The following is a 19,100-nucleotide window of genomic DNA, read 5'->3' on the forward strand; positions in this document are numbered from 1 at the left end:
TACAGGAATAAAACAGCGATGGCGGCTGTCAGCGCCCGGTCTTGATCTCGGTCCACAGCCGCGTATACAGCCGGTCCACCTCGGGCGGATTGATCGCATAGGTGAACATCCGGGCGGTCACCTCCGGCGGCGGGTAGATGGTGGGGTCGTTGCGGATCGCCGCGTCCACCAGCGGCGTGGCGGTGCGCACCGGGTTGGCGTAGTGGATGAAGTTGCTGTTGGCCGCGGCCACTTCCGGCTTCAACAGATAATTGATGAAGGCGTAGGCGTTGTCCGGGTGCTTGGCGTCCTTGGGAATGGCCAGCATGTCGAACCACTGCGGCGCGCCTTCCTTGGGGATTGCGTAGGCCACCTTGATGCCGTTGCCGGCTTCCACCGCGCGGTCGCGCGCCTGGATGATGTCGCCCGACCAGCCCACCGCCAGGCAGGTGTTGCCGTTGGCCAGCGAGGTCACGTACTGGCTGGAATGAAAGTTCTGCACATACGGGCGGATCGTCTTGATCAGCGCGGCGGCCTTTTCGATGTCGGCCGGTGCGCTGCTGTGCGGATCCAGGCCCAGGTAGTTGAGCGCGATCGGAATCAGGTCCGAGGGCGTGTCCAGCAGGGTCACGCCGCAGTCCTTCAATCTGGACAGGTTTTCCGGCTTGAACACCAGATCCCAGCTGTTGGCGACCTCGGTGCTGCCGAAGATCGCCTTGAGCTTGTCCACGTTGTAGCCGATGCCGGTGGTGCCGATCATGTACGGCACGCCATAGGCATTGCCCGGATCCTGCGTGGCGATGCGCCGCATGATGTCCGGGTCCAGATTGGCCAGATTGGGGATCTTGTCCTTGTCCAGCGGCAGGAACACGCCGGCCTGGATCTGCCGGCCGAAGAAGTTGAGTGTGGGCACCACCACGTCATAGTCGCTGCCACCGGCGAGCAGCTTGGTTTCCACCATCTCGTCGCTGTCGAATACGTCGTAGGTGACCTTGATGCCGGTGCTCTTTTCGAACGCGGGAATGGTGTCTTCGGCGATGTAGTCCGAATAGTTATAGACATTGAGCACCTTGGCCTGCGCCTCGGCGTCGCCGGGCGCATTGCGGCCACCGCAGGCGGCCAGCAAGGTGGTGGACAGCGTCAGGGCGAGCAGTCGCAGCGTCATGCGGGTCTCCAGGGCAGCGCGATCAGGGCGGGCCGGTGTACGGCCGGTCGGAGGTCCAGCCTACCCATGGTGTTTGTGTTTGCACAGCGTGGCGTGGCGGAATTCCCGCGTGCGCTGCGGCAGGCGGGCACGGCCGATGCCGGAATCGCACCGGCCCGCCGTCCTTTGCACATGCGCGCGAGACCTTCAGCCTCGGGAGCTGCGCCGGCAGGGCTTACGCCGCGCCGACGCCCAGCGCCTGCGCGGTATCGTCCAGCGCCGCCCAGGCCTTGTCGAACAGTTCGTCGACCTGTTCGCGGGTGATGATCAACGGTGGCGACAGCAGCATGGCGTCATGGGTGGCACGCAGGATCAGCCCGCGCCGCAGCGCGAAATCACGGCACAGGGCGCCAACCCGACCGCGCTCGGGAAAGTAGGCGCCGCGCCGGCGTTTGTCCGGCACCAATTCCAGTGCCCCGACCAGCCCGGCGATACGCGCCTCCCCCACCAGCCGGTGTTCGCCCAGCTCGGCCCAACGCTGCGCCAGATACGGCGCGATGTGGGTGCGCGCGCGTTCCACGATGCCCTCGTCCTGCAGCAGGCGCAGGTTCTCCAGCGCCACCGCCGCGCAGACCGGATGCCCCGCATAGGTGCCGCCATGCGCCAATTCGCCGCCCTGCGCCTTGAGCACACCGGCCACGCGATCGTTGAACATTGCCGCTGCCAGCGGGATGTAGCCGGAGGTGATGCCCTTGGCCAGCGTCATCACGTCGGGCTGGAAGCCGAAATACTCCGCACCGAACCAGGCACCGGTACGCCCGAACCCGCAGATCACCTCGTCGGCCACCAGCAGCACGTCGTAACGCCGGCAGATGCGTTCGATTTCCGGCCAGTAACTGCGCGGCGGGATGTACACCCCGATCGCGCCCATGATCGGTTCGCCGATGAACGCCGCCACCTGCTCCGGCCCTAGCTGCAGAATCCGGTCTTCCAGCCGACGTGCCGCCAGCAGTCCGTAGGCCTCGGGGTCCATGTCGCCGCCATCGCCGAAGTGATACGGCGGCGCGATGTGGTGGATATCCGGGATCGGCAAGCCGCCCTGCCTGTGCATGCCTTTCATGCCACCCAGGCTGGCACCGGCCATGGTGGTGCCGTGGTAACCGTCGTGACGGCCGATGAAGATGCGTTTTTCCGGCTGCCCCTGTACCGCCCAGAAATGCCGCACCAGGCGCAGGATGGTGTCGTTGGCCTCCGACCCGGAGTTGGCGAAGAACGCGTGGTTCAGATCGCCCGGCGCCAGCTCCGCCAGCTTGGCGGCCAGATGGATGGTGGGCTCGGTGGTGCACTGGAAGAAGCTGTTGTAGTAGGCCAGCTGTTCCATCTGCCGCGCCGCGGCCTGCGCCAGCTCGGTGCGCCCGTAGCCCACATTCACGCACCACAAGCCGCCGAACGCATCCAGCAGCTTGTTGCCCTGCGCGTCCCAGACATACACGCCCTCGCCGCGGGTCAGGATGCGCGTGCCCTGCTCGGCCAATGCCGCGTTGTCGTTGAATGGATGCAGGTGATGGGCGGCATCGAGTTGCTGCAGGGTTTTCAACGCGGCGGGGTGCACGGCTTGCTCCGGAAGGTGGCTCACGCCAGTGGCGCGAATGCAGTGGCGTTATAAAAAGCAGCTGGCGCAGAACGCGTCGGACGCCAGCAGTGCACGTGGGTTCGAGCCATTGCCAGACAACCTCCCCTCATCCGCCCTTCGGGCACTTTCTCCCGGTGGGAGAAGGGAACGGTGCGGCACGCTGCGCGACGCGCATACGCCTTACACATTCAACAACAGGAACTCGCGCTCCCACGAACTGATCACCCGGAAAAAGGTCTCGTATTCCTTCCGTTTCACCGAGATATAGGCGCGCACGAAGCGCTGCCCCAGCATGTCCTGCAAGGCCTCGCAGCCCTCCAGTCCGTCCAGTGCCTCGCCCAGCGAGCGTGGCAGATCGTAGCCCTGCTCCTTGCCGTTGCTGCTGATCGGCGCAGTCGGCTCGAGCTTCTCGCGGATGCCGAGCAACCCGCAGGCCAGGGTCGCCGCCATTGCCAGATACGGGTTGGCGTCGGAGCCGGCAAAGCGGCTTTCCACCCGCATGTTCTGTGGTGCATCGATCGGCACGCGCAGCCCGCAGGTGCGATTGTCGAAGCCCCACAGCACATTGCTCGGCGAGACCTCGCCGAACATCAGCCGCCGGTAGGAATTGACGTTGGGCGCCAGCAGCCCCATCGCCATCGGGATGTACTTCTGCAGGCCACCCAGATAATGCGCGAAGGTGTCGCTGAAGCCGCCCTCGCGTTTGCCGCTGAACACGTTCTTGCCGGTGCCGGCATGCAGCAGGCTCTGGTGGATGTGCATCGCACTGCCCGGCTCGGTCTCCATCGGCTTGGCCAGGAACGTCGCATAGACGCCATGCCGCAGCGCGGCCTCGCGCATGGTGCGCTTGAACAGGAACACCTGGTCCGCGCGCGAGAGCGCATCGGCGTGGGTGAAGTTGACCTCCAGCTGCGCGGCGCCGGATTCGTGGATCAGCGTATCCACGTCCAGCTCCATCGCATCGCAATAGTCGTACATCAGGTCCAGGATCGGGTCGAACTCGTTGACCGCATCGATCGAGTACGACTGCCGCGCCGTCTCCGGACGCCCCGAGCGCCCGGCCGGCGGCAACAACGGGAAATCCGGATCGGTGTTCTTCTGCACCAGGAAGAATTCCAGCTCCGGCGCCACCACCGGTTGCAGCCTGGCTTCGGCATACGCCTCCAGCACGCGCCGCAGCACATTGCGCGGGGCAAGCTCATGCGGCTGGCCGTCCTTGGTGTAGCAATCGTGGATGACCTGCGCGGTGGGATCGGCCGCCCACGGCACCATGCGCACGGTGGATGCATCCGGGCGCAGATGCATGTCCGAATCCGATGGCGAGGTCAGCGCGTAATAATCGTCCGGGAAATCGCCGGTGACGGTGGTGGCGAAGATGCCTTCCGGCAGGCGGGTGCCGTAGTCGTGCGAGAACTTGTCGGCCGGAATGATCTTGCCGCGTGCGTTGCCGGTGATGTCCGGCACCAGGCACTCGACCTCGGTGATGTGGCGCTCCTTGAGCCAGCGGCGCAGCGCGCTCTCGGGCTGCTTGGGCGTGGATGTGCGCGAACGTGTGCGGATGGACATGCAACCTCACTGACCGCGTCGGGCGGCATATTGGCGACAGGCCTCGCCGAAGGCCTGGAAGATGGCACGGTAGAACGGATGCTGTGTGACACGCCACTCCGGATGCCACTGCACCGCCAGCAAAAAGCCCGGCCCGGGGCCGCGAAAGGCTTCGATCAGGCCATCCGGCGCGGTCGCCTCGATCAGCAGGTCGTCGGCCAGCCGCGCAATGCCCTGCCCGTGCAGCGAGTTCACCGCCACCTGCGCGCTGTCGCTGATGCCGGCCAGCAGGCCGCCGGCCTGCAGCTGCACCGGATGCGCCGGGCCGTACTGCGTGTCCAGCGGCGCGGCGCGGTCCTCGCGGTGATCGGCCAGACCGGGCACCTCATGCACGCGCTGATGCAGGCGCCCGCCCAGCGCCACGTTGACCTCCTGCAGCCCGCGGCAGATCGCCAGCACCGGCAGGCCGCGCGCCAGTGCCTGCGGAATCAGCCCGAGGCTGGTGGCATCGCGCGCCGGGTCGTGCGGATTGCCCTCCCAGCTCGGCTCGTCGCTGTAGTGATGCGGCTCCACATTGCTCACCGCGCCGGTCAGCAACAGGCCATCCAGGCGATCCAGCCAGACGCCCGCATCCAGCGCCGGCTGCAGGCTCGGCAACAGCACCGGCATTGCGCCGGCCGCGTCCACTACCGCTCGGATGTATTTTTCGCCGGTGGCCAGAAACGGATGCGGCCCTTGCTGGATGCGATCGGTCGGCAACCCGACCAGGGGAACGACAGCCATGGGGATATCCCGGTTGTACGCGGCAGGGAAACGGGTGCGCTCACCGTCAGGCAGGCGCTGGCAACGTGCAGGCCACTGGGTGGCGCGCGTTTGCAATCGTGCGCGGCATTGCATGCGTTCGATCGCGACGCAACGTCAGCGTGTCTTCGCCACGGATTGAGGGTCTGTCGTGGATGCCTGCGAACTTACCGCGCAGCCAGCGGCATTGCCAGGGTCGGCACGCGCACGATTGCGAAAGATCACGTGCGCTTTGCTAGTCTGGGCGGCGACCCTGCAGGTGGTGCCCATGGTTTCCGAGAACTCCGTCGCGTGCTTGCCCGCCACCGATGCCGCCACGCTGGCGCGGATCGATGGCTGCGAGGCGGTCGACCTGCTGTTGCCCGACACCAATGGCGTGCTGCGTGGCAAACGCGTGACAGCCGAGGTCCTGGGCAAGATCTATCGCGACGGGGTGTGCCTGCCGATGTCGCTGATCGCCACCGACATCACCGGCAATACCGTCGAGGAAACCGGGCTGGGCTATGCCATCGGCGATGCCGATCGCATCTGCCGGCCCATTGCAGGCTCGCTGCGCCCGGTGCCGTGGGCACCGCGGCCGATGGCACAGCTGCTGCTGGCGATGCATCAGCCGGACGGCAGCGTGTTCGAGGTCGCGCCGCGTGCGGTCCTGCAGCGCGTGCTGCACGGCTTTGCCGCGCTCGGCCTGACACCGGTGATTGCGGTGGAACTGGAGTTCTACCTGTTCGATGCGGTGCCCGATGCACAGGGGCGTCCGCAAACACCGCGCGACCCGCAGACCGGTGCGCGCAGCGACAGTACCCAGGTGTATTCGCTGCAGGACCTGGACGACCAGCGCACGTTCACCGACGCGGTCACCGCCGCCTGCCGGCAGCAAGGCATCCCGGCCGACACCGCCGTGGCCGAATACGCGCCCGGCCAGTTCGAAATCAACCTGCAGCATCGTGCCGATGCGGTGGCCGCCTGCGACGAGGCACTCCTGCTCAAGCGCACCATCAAGGCGATTGCGCAGCAGCAGGGCAAGCTCGCCAGCTTCATGGCCAAGCCGTTTCCCGGCCAGGCCGGCAGCGGCCTGCACCTGCACGTGAGCCTGCTCGATGCCGACGGGCACAACGTGTTTGCCGGCAGCGTCGCTGCACCTGCCGACCGCCTGCGCCATGCCATCGCCGGCCTGCAACGGCATGCGGAGGCCTCGTTGCTGATGTTCGCACCGCACGCCAACAGTTACCGCAGGTTCGTCAGCAACGCCTTCGTGCCACTGGATGCGAGCTGGGGCTTCAACAACCGCACCGTGGCGCTGCGCATCCCGCACAGCGATGCACGCAACACCCGCATCGAACACCGCATCGCCGGCGCCGATGCCAACCCGTACCTGGCCGCCGCCGCCGTGCTTGCCGCCATGCTGGACGGCCTGCAACACCCCGGCGAGCCCACCGCGCCAGTCACCGGCAATGCCTATGCGCAATCGGTGTTCCGGCCGCGCACCTGGCAGGGCGCAGTGGATGCATTCGGCGCCAGCGACTTCGTCGGCGCGCAGTTCGGCAGCCAGTTCCAGCATGTATTCGGCCAGCAGAAACAGCGCGAGCTGCTCGACTACCAGGCGCTGGTGCCGGATCTGGACTACGCCCGGTATCTGCGAATCGTCTGATGGACGGCCCGGGTACGCCCCTGCCGCCTGCCGATCCGCCGGGCAATGGCTATCCTGACAGCTGGTACGCGCGCAGCACGCCGGCCTTGCCGGAGCAACCGCCCCTGCAGGGCGCCGCACGTGCCGATGTCTGCATCCTCGGCGCCGGCTACACCGGCCTCACTGCCGCGCTCGCCCTGGCCGAGGCCGGCTACTCCGTCATCGTGCTGGAAGCCAGGCGCATCGGCTGGGGCGCCTCCGGGCGCAACGGCGGCCAGGCCATCGTCGGCTACGGCTGCGAGCAGGACACGCTGGAAGCGCTGGTCGGCGATACCGACTCGCGGCTGCTGTTCGACTTCTCGCGCGACGGCATGCGCCTGCTGCGCGCGCGCATTGCGCGTCATGCCATCGCGTGCGACTGGCGCGACGGTCACGCCCATGTGCCGCTGAAACCGCGCCAGGTGCAGGCCCTGCAGCACGGCATCGTGCGGATGGCCGAGCGCTATAACTACCCGCTGGAATGGTGGGACCGCGCGCGTACCCGGCAGGTGCTGGACAGCCCGCTCTACCTGGGCGCGATGTTCGACCCGGCCAGCGGCCATCTGCATCCGCTGGCCTATGCACTGGGCCTGGCACGCGCAGCGCTGGCGGCCGGCGTGCGCATCCACGAGGCCTCGGCGGTGTCCCGCCTGGAACATGGCGCGCGCGTGACGATGCAGACCGACCAGGGCAGCGTCAGCGCCGACTTCGGCGTAATTGCCGGAAACGCCCTGCTGCAGGGCATTTCCACAACGCTGGAACGCCATATCATGCCGGTCGGCACCTATGTCGGCGCGACGCCGCCGCTGGGCGCAGCCCGCGCGCGCGCCCTGATCGCCAACGACATGGCGGTCGCCGACACCAACTGGGCACTGGATTATTACCGGCTCAGCGCCGACCACCGGCTGCTGTTCGGCGGACGCGCCAGCTACTCATCACGCCCGCCCCCCGGGCTGGATCGCTTGATGACCCGGCGCATGCACACGGTCTTTCCGCAACTGCACGACGTGCCGCTGGAAACGCTGTGGGGCGGTTACGTGGACATCTCGCGCAATCGCGCCCCGCACTGGGGACGGCTGGGGTCCAACGTGTATTTCGCCCAGGGATTCTCCGGGCATGGCGTCGCCGCCACCGGGCTGGCCGGCCAGGTCATCGCCGAGGCCATCGCCGGCCAGAGCCAACGGCTGGACGTGTTCGCGCGCATTCCGCATCGGCCCTTCCCCGGTGGGCGCCTGCTGCGTACCCCGCTGCTGGTGGCCGCGATGAGCTGGTACCGGCTGCGCGATGCATTGTGGTGAGAGGGGCGCGGTCTTGGGCACTTTGAGACGCGGCGCTCAAGTTTTGGCGAACCGGGCCGTTAGCCGGTAGGACGGTTCGATCCGCACGGCCAGCCGATGTCCCCAGGTACCCTACATCGCAATAGCGAAAGCGCAGTCCTGCCGCAACGCGTGTTGCTGGTGGAGAACTCGCGCACCTTCACCAGCATGCTGCGCGAAGCCATCGAGCAACGTGTGGAACTGCCGGTCACGGTCGTGTCGACCCTGGCGGAAGCGGCCCGCGTATTGGATGAAGAAGACGGTTGGTTTCTGGTTCTGACCGGCCTGGTGCTGGTGGACGGCGACCGCGACAAGGTCGTGGAATTTTTCCTTTCGCGCAAACTGCCCACCGTGGTGGTCAGCGGCGTCTATGACGAGGACCTGCGCCAGCGCGTGCTGCAGCAGCAGATCATCGATTACGTGCTCAAGAACGCGCCCGGCAGCATCGAGTATCTGGCCTGGCTGGTGCAGCGCCTGGAACGCAACCGCCGCATCGCGGCGCTGGTGGTGGACGATTCCCTGTCTGCACGGACCTATGCAGCCGCGTTGTTGTCCATGTACGGCTACCGCGTGGTGCTGGCGGCCGACGGTGCGGCCGGCCTGCAGGCGATCGAGCGCGATCCCGGTATCCGCCTGACCATCGTCGACCAGGAAATGCCCGGTATGGAAGGGGTGGAGTTCACCCGCCGGCTGCGCGCGATCCGTTCGCGCGACAAGGTCGCGGTGATCGGCATCTCCGGCAACAGCGATTCGTCGCTGATTCCGCGCTTCCTGAAAAATGGCGCCAACGACTTCCTGCGCAAGCCGTTCTCGCGCGAAGAATTCTTCTGCCGCGTATCGCAGAATGTGGACCAGCTGGAACTGATCGGCACGCTGCAGGACCTGGCCACCCGCGACTTCCTCACCGGCCTGCCCAACCGGCGCTATTTCCTGGAACAGAGCCAGCGGGTGATCCCTACCCTGCTGTCGCAGGAGCAGACGGTCACCGCGGCGATGCTGGATATCGACCACTTCAAGCACATCAACGACACCTGGGGCCACGAAGCCGGCGACCAGGCGCTGCGGGCGGTGGCCGCATCGGTCTCCAGCCATGCGCGGCCGCAGGATCTGGTGGCACGTTTCGGCGGCGAGGAATTCTGCCTGCTGGTGCCGGGGCTGGATGCCGCCAACGCCGCCAGTTACTTCGAAACCCTGCGCGAGCGCATCAGCGCGCTGCGCGTGCGGATCGGCAATGAAACCCTCAGCATGACGGTGAGCATCGGCGTGTGCATCGCCACCGAAGACGGCCAGTCGCTGCACCACCTGCTGGGCGAAGCGGACAAATATCTGTACCTGGCCAAGGCCGGCGGCCGTAACCAAGTGCGCCTGGCCAGCTGAGACGCGTCGGCTCCGCCGCCGCGCTGGCTAGGTTGAAATCGCCGATGCCGAACGACGCCGCATCGCACGTGCGGCCATCAACGCCACCAGGCTCAGTACCGCAGCGCCGCCCAGATATTGCCCCACCGCCTGCACGCCGAAGCGTGCGGCCAGCTGCGTGGCCACGTACGGCGCCGGCGCCGCACCGAGAATGCTGGCCAGGTTGAACGACAGCGAGGCACCGGTGTAGCGCACCTCGGTGGGATACAGCTCGGCCAGCAACGTGCCGCAAGGGCCGTAGGTCAGGCCCATGAAGAAGAACCCCAGCCCCAGAAATGCCAGTACCTGCAGCGGGTGATTGGCCTGGAACAGCGGCGCGAATGCCAACCCGAACGCGATGATCGCAACACTGGCCAGCATCATCGCCAGCGGCGCACCATGCCGGTCGCCAAACCTGGCCGAGAGCGGAATGCCGATCGCGAAAAACACGATGCCGGCCATCTGCAACAACAGGAATTGCTCCTTGTCGTAGCCCAGGGTCTTGGTGCCGTAACCCAGCGCGAATACCGTCATCAGATAGAACAGCACGAAGGTGGCGAACGCGCCCAGCGTGCCGATGATCAGCGCCGACCAGTGCTGCGAGATCACCGTGCCTAGGGGCAGGCGCACACGGGTCTTGCGGTCCAGTGCCTTCTGGAAATCCGGCGTCTCGGTGATGCTCAGGCGTACCCACAAACCGGTCAGCACCAACAGCGCGCTGGCCAGGAACGGCACCCGCCAGCCCCATTGCATGAACTGCGCATCGTCGAGCACCGCGCCCATGCCGAGAAAGGTGCCGGTGGACAGCAGAAAGCCCAGTGGCGCACCCAACTGCGGAAACATGCCGTACCACACGCGCTTGCCCGGCGGTGCATTTTCGGTGGCAAGCAGCACGGCCCCGCCCCACTCGCCGCCCAGACCCAGGCCCTGGCCGAAGCGACACAAGGCCAGCAGCGCTGGGGCGAACACGCCGATCTGGGCGTAGCTGGGCAGCAAGCCGATCGCCACGGTGGACAGGCCCATCGTCAGCAGCGCCGCCACCAGGGTGGCCTTGCGCCCGATCCGGTCACCGAAGTGACCGAACACCGCCGAGCCCACCGGCCGCGCGACGAAGGCCACTGCAAACGTCGCCAGCGACTGCAGCATCGCCGCGCTGCCATCGCCCGCCGGAAAGAACAGGGTGGGAAACACCAGCACCGCGGCGGTGGCGTAGATATAGAAATCGAAGAACTCGATCGTGGTGCCGATCAGGCTGGCGAACAGCACGCGCGCAGGCGAATTGATGGGAGCAGCGAGCGGCGCGGCAGCAGTCATCGTTGATCGGCTTCCAGACAAGACAGGACAGCCGATTCTGGCAGATTGCAGCAACGGTTTGCGCAGGCCCACCGGTGGGTAAAAAGTTACAGACGTGACCTCCGGCCCAGGTGGGCCATCTCAGCCTCAGTTCTGGCAGTGACCGACAGAGCGCGGCGCGTTCTCTTCACCGAGGATTGATCGCGCCGAAAATGCGTCGGTTGCAGAACGGCGGGGCTGCGACTTGGCTGTAGAGCTCTTGTCTGCTCGCCACAGCAGGACACGCCGCAAGTCCGCTCTGGGTATATCGCTAACTCCCGAAATCCCGCTTATTTTAGGGTGGTCGTCAGACAATGCGGATAGATCACTGACAGAGCGGTTGGTCAGCTATTTGGCTGCAAGGCCCTTGCCGGCCCACCATCGCGGGACACGCCGCAAGTACGTCCATGTAGGCTCCGGCGCGGCGTCCATGCCGCTCAGGGTCCCGCGACGGTGGGCCGGCAAGGACCAGTCGAGATGGTCGGTACGTCACGTAGAGCAGTGCTGGGTGCGCCTTGTTCGATCGTGAAGCATCGCCTCCACGTCTGATGCGCACCGCGCGACAGACAGCTCTTCAAACGAGCGCCGACCAACTGTCTGGTGCGGTGTCCTCGCCGGTTGCGGGACCGTGTGGCGGCATGGATGCCGCCACCGAGCCCCCAGGGACGGGTTCACGGCGTGTCCCGCACGCGGTGGGCCCGTCCTGGGGGCTCGACGCTGCGAGTGTGCTGCAGGGCCCTTGCCCGCCCACCATCGCAGGACACGCCGCAAGTACGTCCTTGTAGGCTCTTACGCGGCATCCATGCCGCGTAAGGTCCCGCGACGGTGAGCGGACAAGGACCTGTCGAGATGGTCGGTGTGCATGATGAGAGCGGTGCTGGATGCGTCTCGTTCGATCATGAAGCATCGGATGCACGTCTGATGCACGCCGCATTACAGACAGCTTTCAGACGAGCGCCGACCAATTGTCTGGCGCGGTGCCCTCGCCGGTTGCGGGACCGTGTGGCGGCATGGATGCCGCCACCGAGCCCCCAGGGATGGATTCACGGCGTGTCCCGCAAGCGGTGAGGGCACCGCGCCCTCGACACTGCGAGTGTGCTGCAGGGCCCTTGCCCGCCCACCATCGCAGGACACGCCGCAAGTACGTCCGTGTAGGCTCTTACGCGGCATCCATGCCGCGTAAGGTCCCGCGACGGTGGGCGGGCAAGGACCTGTCGAGACACTCGGTGTGTTTGGCTGCAAGCAAAGCACGGCCTGCGTTGTTCGGATCAGGTTGCGTCTGATCAAGCTTTCCGTGCAGGTGAAGAGGCTTCAGTCTCCCGCCTTCCTCAGCCGGGAACTGACAGCAAGTTGCTCAGTCGCCGTGCGGCGCTTGTGCGATTGCACGCTGCGCATGCGCAGCGCGCCCGGCATCCGTCAGCACCGCGAATTGGCGCTCGCCGCGCGCTTCCACCTGGATCCAGCCCGGACCGGGGTGACCGTCCAGGCTGGCGCTGCCCGACCACGCCAGGGTGCGCAACAGGACGCTCATGCGCACGCCCAGCTGCTTGCACAACCGGGCCAGCGACACGCCCTCCGGCGTGTCGGCCAACGCAACAAGCAACTGCGCGGTGAGTTGTGGATCAGCGTACAAGCACCGCTCCGATGTCGCGCGGCGCCGCATCGGCGGTTTCGGCGCGGTGCGGCAGCACGATCACCGGAATCGACTTGGAGGTGGGCGTACGCGCTTCGTCGGCGAAGCTGGACAGCGGCACCAATGCGTTGGTTTCCGGGTAGTACGCTGCCAGGCAGCCGCGCGGGATGTTGTAGTCCACCAGCAGGAAGCGGCGTGCCTCGCGATGCACACCGTCCTCGCACAGGCTCTCCAGATCCACCCAGTCGCCGGCCTTCATGTTCAATGCCGCGATGTCCGCGCCATTGATGAAAAGCACGCGCCGCTCGCCGAACACGCCGCGGTAGCGGTCGTCCAGCCCATAGATGGTGGTGTTGTATTGATCGTGCGAGCGCGTGGTGGCCAGCGTAAACACCATCTGTCCGGTGTGGCTGCGGCGTGCGCGGTGGATCGGGTTGTCGGTCGGCACCGCGTGTGGCTTGAACACCGCGCGCTTCTCCGGCGTCACCCACTGGCGATCACGCGCGGTGTTGGACAGACGGAAACCGCCCGGCACGCGCACGCGCTGGTTGAAGTCGGCAAAATCCGGGAAGACCTGTGCGATCAGATCGCGTACGCGGTCGTAGTCGCCCACCAGCCAGCGCCAGCGGATCGCGCTGCGCGCGCCCAGCGTTGCCTCGGCCAGGCGTGCCACGATCGCCGGCTCGGACAGCAGGTCCGGCGAGGCCGGCGGGTTGATGCCGGCCGACAGGTGCACCATGCTCATCGAATCCTCCACCGTCACGCCTTGCGGGCCGGCGTCCTGGATGTCGATTTCGGTACGGCCCAGGCATGGCAGGATCAGCGCATCGCGCCCGTGCACCAGGTGGCTGCGATTGAGCTTGGTGGTCACATGCACGGTGAGTTCGCAGTTGCGCAGCGCGCGGTGCGTGGCGTCGGTATCCGGCGTGGCCGCGGCAAAGTTGCCGCCCATCGCGAAGAACACCTTGCCGCGCCCGTCCAGCATCGCCTCGATCGCACCAACGGTGTCAAAGCCGTCTTCGCGCGGCGGCGCAAACCCGAACAGCGTCTGCAGCTTGTCCAGGAAGGCGGCCGGCGGTTTTTCGTAGATCATCATCGTGCGGTCGCCCTGCACGTTGCTGTGCCCGCGCACCGGGCACACGCCCGCGCCCGGCCGGCCCAGATGGCCGCGCAGCAACAGCAGGTTGGTGATCATGTGGATAGTGGCCACCGAATGCTTGTGCTGGGTGATGCCCATGCCCCAGCAGGCAATCACGCGCTCGGCATTGAGATAGAGCTCGCCGGCCTTGCGCAGCGCGGCCTCGTCCAGCCCGGACTCTTCGATGATGGTGTCCCAGGATTCGCCATGCACCTCGGCAGCGAAGGCATCGAAGTTGGCGGTGTGGGCGTGGATGAATTCCAGATCCAGCAAACGCGGCGTGCCATCGCGCTGAGCCTGCGCGTCGCGCTCCAGCACATGCTTGATGATGCCCTTGACCGCGGCCAGGTCGCCGCCGATCTTGAGCTGGAAATAATCCGAGGCGATGCGGGTGGAGCCGTTGTGCAGCATCTCCAGCTTGTCCTGCGGGTCGGCGAACTTTTCCAGCCCGCGTTCGCGCAACGGATTGAATGCCGCGATCGCCGCGCCGCGCTTGGAGGCCTGGCGCAGCTCGCCAAGCATGCGCGGGTGATTGGTGCCCGGGTTCTGGCCGAAGATGAAGATCGCATCGGCCAGTTCGAAGTCGTGCAGCGACACCGTGCCCTTGCCCACGCCGATCTGCGAACGCAGCGCAGTGCCGGACGGCTCGTGGCACATGTTCGAGCAGTCCGGGAAGTTGTTGGTGCCGAACTCGCGCACGAACAACTGATACAGGAAGGCCGCCTCGTTGCTGGTGCGCCCGGAGGTGTAGAAGATCGCCTCGTCCGGCGATGCCAGCCCGTTGAGGTGCCCGGCGATCTGCGCAAACGCCGCGTCCCAGCTTACCGGCACGTAGTGATCGGTGGCGGCGTCGTAACGCATCGGCTGGGTCAGCCGGCCCTGCCCTTCCAGCCAGTAGTCGCTGTATTGCGACAACAGGCTGACGCTGTGCGAGGCAAACAGCTCCGGCCCGGCGCGGCGCGCGGTGGATTCGGCGGCAACGGCCTTGGCGCCGTTCTCGCAGAACTCGAAGGTGGAGGTGTGATCGCGGTCGGGCCAGGCACAGCCGGGGCAGTCGAAACCGTCCGGCTGGTTGGCATGCAGCAGCGTCTTGGCGCCCTGCACCGCGATGTCCTGCTCCATCAGGTGCTTGGCCACCGAGCGCAGTGCGCCCCAGCCGCCAGCGGGATTGTCGTATTGCTGAATGGTCTTCTTGCTCATGCGGGCTCTCCCACGGCGACGCCCAATTCCAGGCGCTGCGGATGGCTGTAAACGACACAATCGTGATTGCGGGCAAACCCGATCAGGGTCAGTCCCGCACTGTCGGCCAGGCTGATCGCCAGCGCGGTCGGCGCCGAAATCGCTGCGAGCAGCGGGATCCGGGCCTGCGCGGCTTTCATGGCCATTTCGTAACTGGCGCGGCTGGTCACCACCGCAAATCCGTGCGATGCATCCACGCGCGCGCGCGCCAGGGCACCGATCAACTTGTCGAGCGCGTTATGCCGGCCGACATCCTCGCGCACGTAACGCACCACACCCTGCGCATCGGCCCAGCCGGCGGCATGCACCGCGCCGGTCTGCGCGGCGATCGGCTGCTGCGCATGCAGCGCATCCAGTGCCCGCGCCAGGGTCTGCACATCGATCTGCAGCGCGGACTGCAGCACCGGCGGCACACGCAACACCGCTTCGATCGATTCGTTGCCGCATACCCCGCAACCGCTGCGCCCGTCCAGGTTGCGCCGCCGCTGGTCCAGCGCGGCGGCACGTCCGGGCGGAATCTCGATCTGCAGCGAGGCGCCCTCCAGGAACGTCTCCACCGCCGTCACCCGCAAGTCCTGCGGGTGCTCGACGATGCCTTCGCTCAGCGAGAACCCGAGTGCGAAATCCTCCAGGTCCTCCGGCGTGGCCATCATCACCGCGAACGGCACGCCGTTGTAGTGGAAGGCAACCGGCATTTCGGCCGCCACCATGTCCTGCACCGTGGCGTTGCGGCCGCCGCGGTGGCGGACGACCGTGCGCACCACACTGCCGGCGCGCACGGAACGGGAAGACAAAGTGGTCATCTCATCTCAATGAAACAGCACGAAGGCTTTCTGCAGCGTGACCCAGATGCCCCAGCACATCGGCACGCCGACGGCCAGCCAGGCCAGCGCGACCAGCGCGGGATTGCCGCCATGCCCGATGCGCGCCATCTGCTCCGGCGGCAGGATCGCCTTGCCGCTGCGGTCCACCTTCTCGTGCGCCAGCTGCTTCTCGCGCGCCAGTTCGTCGGGCGTCATGAAGTGACGCGCGGCCACCGGACGCACCAACAGGTTGCAGATCAGACCGAGCACCAACATGCCGGCCAGGATGTACATGGTGGTGTTGTAGACCTGTGACGGCGGGCTGCCGTGGGCCAGTTGGTACTCACGCATGTAGCCGACGACCACCGGGCCGAGAATGCCGGCGGTGGCCCAGGCGGTCAGCAGGCGGCCGTGGATGGCGCCCACCATCTGGGTGCCGAACAGGTCGGCCAGATATGCCGGGATGGTGGCAAAACCGCCGCCGTACATCGACAGGATGATGCAGAAGATGCCCACGAACAGCGCGATGCCGCCCACGCTGCCGGCCGACGGCGCCGCCGCATACAGGCAGATGCCCAGCACGAAGAACAGCGTGTAGGTGTTCTTGCGGCCGAGCTTGTCGGACATGCTGGCCCAGAAGAAACGGCCGCCGATGTTGAACAGGCTGAGCAGGCCGGTGAAGCCGGCCGCGATGGCCGCGATGCTGGCCAGCTGCGCCGTATCCAGGCTACCGAAGCCGGCATCCACCCCGATCAGGCGGCCGCCGAACACTTCCTGCAGCATCGGCGAGGACATGCCGATCACGCCGATACCGGCCGACACGTTCAGGCACAGCACGCCCCACAGCAGCCAGAACTGCGGGATGCCCCAGACCTTGCTCACATGCACGTGGTTGGCGGTGATCATGGCGTTGTTGCTGGCCACCGGGGCGGTCCAGCCGGCCGGGGTCCAGCCGCTGGGCGGCACGCGGTAACCGAACGCGCCGGCCATCATGAAGACGAAGTACAGCGCCGCCATCACCAGGAAGGTTTCCATCACGCCCACCGAGGTCGGCGTGGCGAAGTGGCGCATCAGCGCATCGGCCAGGGGGCTGCCGATCATCGCGCCGCCACCGAAGCCCATGATCGCCATGCCGGTCGCCATGCCGCGGCGGTCTGGGAACCATTTGATCAAGGTCGACACCGGCGAGATGTAGCCCAGGCCCAGACCGATACCGCCGATCACGCCCGAGCCCAGCCACAGCATCCAGATCTGGTGGAAGTGGATGCCGGCCGCCGATATCACCAGCCCGCCGCACCAGCACAGCGCCGAGACCACACCGGCCTTGCGCGGGCCGGCACGTTCCAGCCAGCCGCCCCAGACCGCCGCCGAGCAGCCCAGCAGCACGAAGAACAACGTGTACATCCACTGCAGTTCGCTGATCTTCCAGTCACAGGTGGTGGCGACCATGCGCGCGAACAGGCCCATGTCGGCCGGGCACGCGATCGCTTCGGTGATGCCCAGCGCCTTGGACAGCGGCAGCCAGAACACGCTGAAGCCGTAGGCCATGCCGATACACAGATGGATCGCCAATGCGGCCGGCGGTACCAACCAACGATTGAACCCCGGACGCGCGACGATGCGCTCCTTGGACAGCAAGCCGGCGTCTGCGCCGTTGGCGCTCGCCACGGTGGACCCTTGTGTCATTCCCGTTCCCCTAAAAAGTACGATGAAGTGTCCGGAGCGCCTGACACAACGCCTGCACGCAGGCGGTGTCAGTGGCCGCGAAAACGATTGATGGCTGCGATCGATTGACGTGTTGCGATAAGGGCAGCGGCGACTACCAGGCCCAACTGGCACTCGTCTGGCGCATCATCGGCGATCGTTGAATCTTTGCAATGCTTCGGCGCGCCCCGCAGCCGCTCAAACACCCGTCCTGGCCCGCGCCACAAGGCGTTCCCAGAGCTTAGCGGCAGACGCTGCGACTAATTGACTAGTCCGTGCGGATCGGCGCATGCGGGTCCGGAAATCGTGGCCGCCGTCGCGCTCTGCGGGGGTGACGGCCGACGCGCGGTGGCCGTAGAGTCGGACGCTCCCCAGCGACGGAGCCCGCCATGCACGACCACCCTCCGCGCGACGACGCGCATGCGTTGCAGGCAGCGGCGCAGCTGGACGCGTTCTGGATGCCGTTCACCGCCAACCGCCAGTTCAAGGCGCGCCCGCGCCTGCTGGCTTCCGCTGCCGGCATGTACTACCGCGATGTCGATGGGCGCCAGATCCTGGACGGCACTGCCGGGCTGTGGTGCTGCAATGCCGGCCATGCACGCGAGCGCATCGTGGCGGCGATCCGCGCGCAGGCCGGCACGCTGGATTTCGCACCGACCTTCCAGATGGGCTCACCGCTGCCGTTCGTGCTGGCACAGCGGCTGGCCGCGATCGCCCCGCCCGGCCTGGGCCATGTGTTCTTCACCAACTCCGGCTCGGAGGCGGTCGACAGCGCGATGAAGATCGTGCTCGCCTACCACCGCCTGCGCGGCGAGGGCCAGCGCACCCGCTTCATCGGCCGCGAGAAGGCCTACCACGGGGTCGGCTTCGGCGGTATGTCGATCGGTGGGCTGCCCAATAACCGCAAATGGTTCGGCCCCCTGCTGGCCGGCACCGACCATCTGCGGCACACGCTGGATCTGCAACGCAATGCCTACACGCGCGGGCTGCCGGCGCACGGCGCCGAACTGGCCGACGATCTGGAACGCCTGGTCACCCTGCACGACGCGTCGACCATTGCGGCGGTCTTCGTCGAACCGGTGTCCGGCTCGGCCGGGGTGATCCTGCCGCCGGAAGGCTATCTGCAGCGGCTGCGCGCCATCTGCGACCGCCACGGCATCGTGCTGGTGTTCGACGAGGTCATCACCGGCTTCGGCCGGGTCGGCGAGGCGTTTGCGGCGCAACGCTTCGGCGTCACCCCGGACCTGATCACCGCCGCCAAGGGGCTGACCAGCGGCAGCGTGCCGATGGGCGCGGTGCTGGTGGCCGATGCGATCTTTGATGCCTTCATGCACGGCCCGCAGAACGCGATCGAGCTCTTCCACGGCTACACCTATTCCGGCCATCCGCTGGCCTGCGCCGCGGCGATCGCCACGCTGGACACCTACGCCGAGGAGAACCTGTTCGACCGCGCGATCACGCTGGGCCGGCAATGGGAAGACGCGCTACACGGCCTGCGCGGGCTGCCGCACGTCATCGACATCCGCAACATCGGCCTGATCGGCGCGGTCGAGCTGGCCCCGCGCGACGGCGCGCCGGGCGCACGCGGCTACGAAGTCTTCGAGCGCTGCTTCCATGACGGCGGCCTGCTGGTGCGCGTCACCGGCGATGTCGTCGCGCTGTCGCCGCCGCTGATCGTCACCCCCGAGCAGATCGGGCAGATGGTCGAAACGCTGGGGAAGATCCTGCGCAGCACTGCCTGACGGTGACGGCACAGGCGCCCGCGTGTACCG

General features: G+C 66.8%; 13 protein-coding genes. 4 read left to right on the plus strand and 9 right to left on the minus strand.

The window, feature by feature from the left end:
* Positions 1-28 precede the first annotated feature (28 nt).
* From EO174_RS15215 to EO174_RS15230, 4 genes are all read right to left on the minus strand, one after another.
* Positions 29-1,144, minus strand: a complete 1,116-nt coding sequence (locus tag EO174_RS15215) for a polyamine ABC transporter substrate-binding protein (protein WP_126945518.1) — start codon at positions 1,142-1,144, stop codon at positions 29-31.
* Positions 1,145-1,358: 214 nt separating this feature from the next.
* Entirely contained in the window at positions 1,359-2,735 is a 1,377-nt protein-coding gene (locus EO174_RS15220; protein ID WP_126945756.1) for an aspartate aminotransferase family protein, read from the minus strand.
* A 201-nt stretch (positions 2,736-2,936) separates the two neighbouring features.
* The gene (locus EO174_RS15225; protein ID WP_104582144.1) at positions 2,937-4,322 is read right to left on the minus strand and encodes a glutamine synthetase family protein; all 1,386 of its coding nucleotides are present in this window, start codon (positions 4,320-4,322) and stop codon (positions 2,937-2,939) included.
* A 6-nt stretch (positions 4,323-4,328) separates the two neighbouring features.
* Positions 4,329-5,084 (minus strand): gamma-glutamyl-gamma-aminobutyrate hydrolase family protein, encoded by a 756-nt coding sequence (locus EO174_RS15230; protein WP_126945520.1) that lies wholly within the window; start codon positions 5,082-5,084, stop codon positions 4,329-4,331.
* A 286-nt stretch (positions 5,085-5,370) separates the two neighbouring features.
* Between EO174_RS15230 and EO174_RS15235 the strand changes: the two genes are divergently transcribed.
* From EO174_RS15235 to EO174_RS15245, 3 genes are all read left to right on the plus strand, one after another.
* Positions 5,371-6,750, plus strand: coding sequence for a glutamine synthetase family protein (locus EO174_RS15235; protein WP_126945523.1), 1,380 nt, complete (start codon positions 5,371-5,373; stop codon positions 6,748-6,750).
* Positions 6,750-8,066 (plus strand): FAD-binding oxidoreductase, encoded by a 1,317-nt coding sequence (locus EO174_RS15240; RefSeq protein ID WP_126945526.1) that lies wholly within the window; start codon positions 6,750-6,752, stop codon positions 8,064-8,066. The genes EO174_RS15235 and EO174_RS15240 overlap by 1 nt, the downstream gene beginning before the upstream one ends.
* A 96-nt stretch (positions 8,067-8,162) precedes the next feature.
* Positions 8,163-9,461, plus strand: a complete 1,299-nt coding sequence (locus tag EO174_RS15245) for a diguanylate cyclase (protein ID WP_164740225.1) — start codon at positions 8,163-8,165, stop codon at positions 9,459-9,461.
* A 27-nt stretch (positions 9,462-9,488) separates the two neighbouring features.
* On the opposite strand, the gene EO174_RS15250 is transcribed toward EO174_RS15245, so the two are convergent.
* From EO174_RS15250 to EO174_RS15275, 5 genes are all read right to left on the minus strand, one after another.
* Positions 9,489-10,793, minus strand: coding sequence for an MFS transporter (locus EO174_RS15250; RefSeq protein WP_126945529.1), 1,305 nt, complete (start codon positions 10,791-10,793; stop codon positions 9,489-9,491).
* Positions 10,794-12,165: 1,372 nt separating this feature from the next.
* Positions 12,166-12,444: a hypothetical protein gene (locus tag EO174_RS15260; RefSeq protein WP_164740226.1), complete on the minus strand. Its 279-nt coding sequence runs from the start codon at positions 12,442-12,444 to the stop codon at positions 12,166-12,168.
* Entirely contained in the window at positions 12,434-14,782 is a 2,349-nt protein-coding gene (locus EO174_RS15265; RefSeq protein WP_126945535.1) for an FdhF/YdeP family oxidoreductase, read from the minus strand. Before EO174_RS15265 ends, EO174_RS15260 begins: the two co-directional genes overlap by 11 nt.
* Positions 14,779-15,624 carry a formate dehydrogenase accessory sulfurtransferase FdhD gene (fdhD, locus tag EO174_RS15270; protein ID WP_126945538.1) on the minus strand — a complete coding sequence of 282 codons (846 nt, stop codon included), beginning with the start codon at positions 15,622-15,624 and terminating at the stop codon, positions 14,779-14,781. The genes EO174_RS15265 and fdhD overlap by 4 nt, the downstream gene beginning before the upstream one ends.
* Before the next feature lie 6 nt (positions 15,625-15,630).
* A complete protein-coding gene (locus EO174_RS15275; RefSeq protein ID WP_115677443.1) occupies positions 15,631-17,310 on the minus strand; it encodes an OFA family MFS transporter in 1,680 nt (559 codons plus the stop codon).
* A gap of 407 nt (positions 17,311-17,717) precedes the next feature.
* Between EO174_RS15275 and EO174_RS15280 the strand changes: the two genes are divergently transcribed.
* Positions 17,718-19,070, plus strand: a complete 1,353-nt coding sequence (locus EO174_RS15280; protein WP_126945541.1) for an aspartate aminotransferase family protein — start codon at positions 17,718-17,720, stop codon at positions 19,068-19,070.
* The last annotated feature ends 30 nt before the right edge of the window (positions 19,071-19,100 follow it).

It is taken from the genome of Xanthomonas sp. BRIP62418 (genome assembly GCF_003993495.1).
GTDB lineage: Bacteria > Pseudomonadota > Gammaproteobacteria > Xanthomonadales > Xanthomonadaceae > Xanthomonas > Xanthomonas euroxanthea.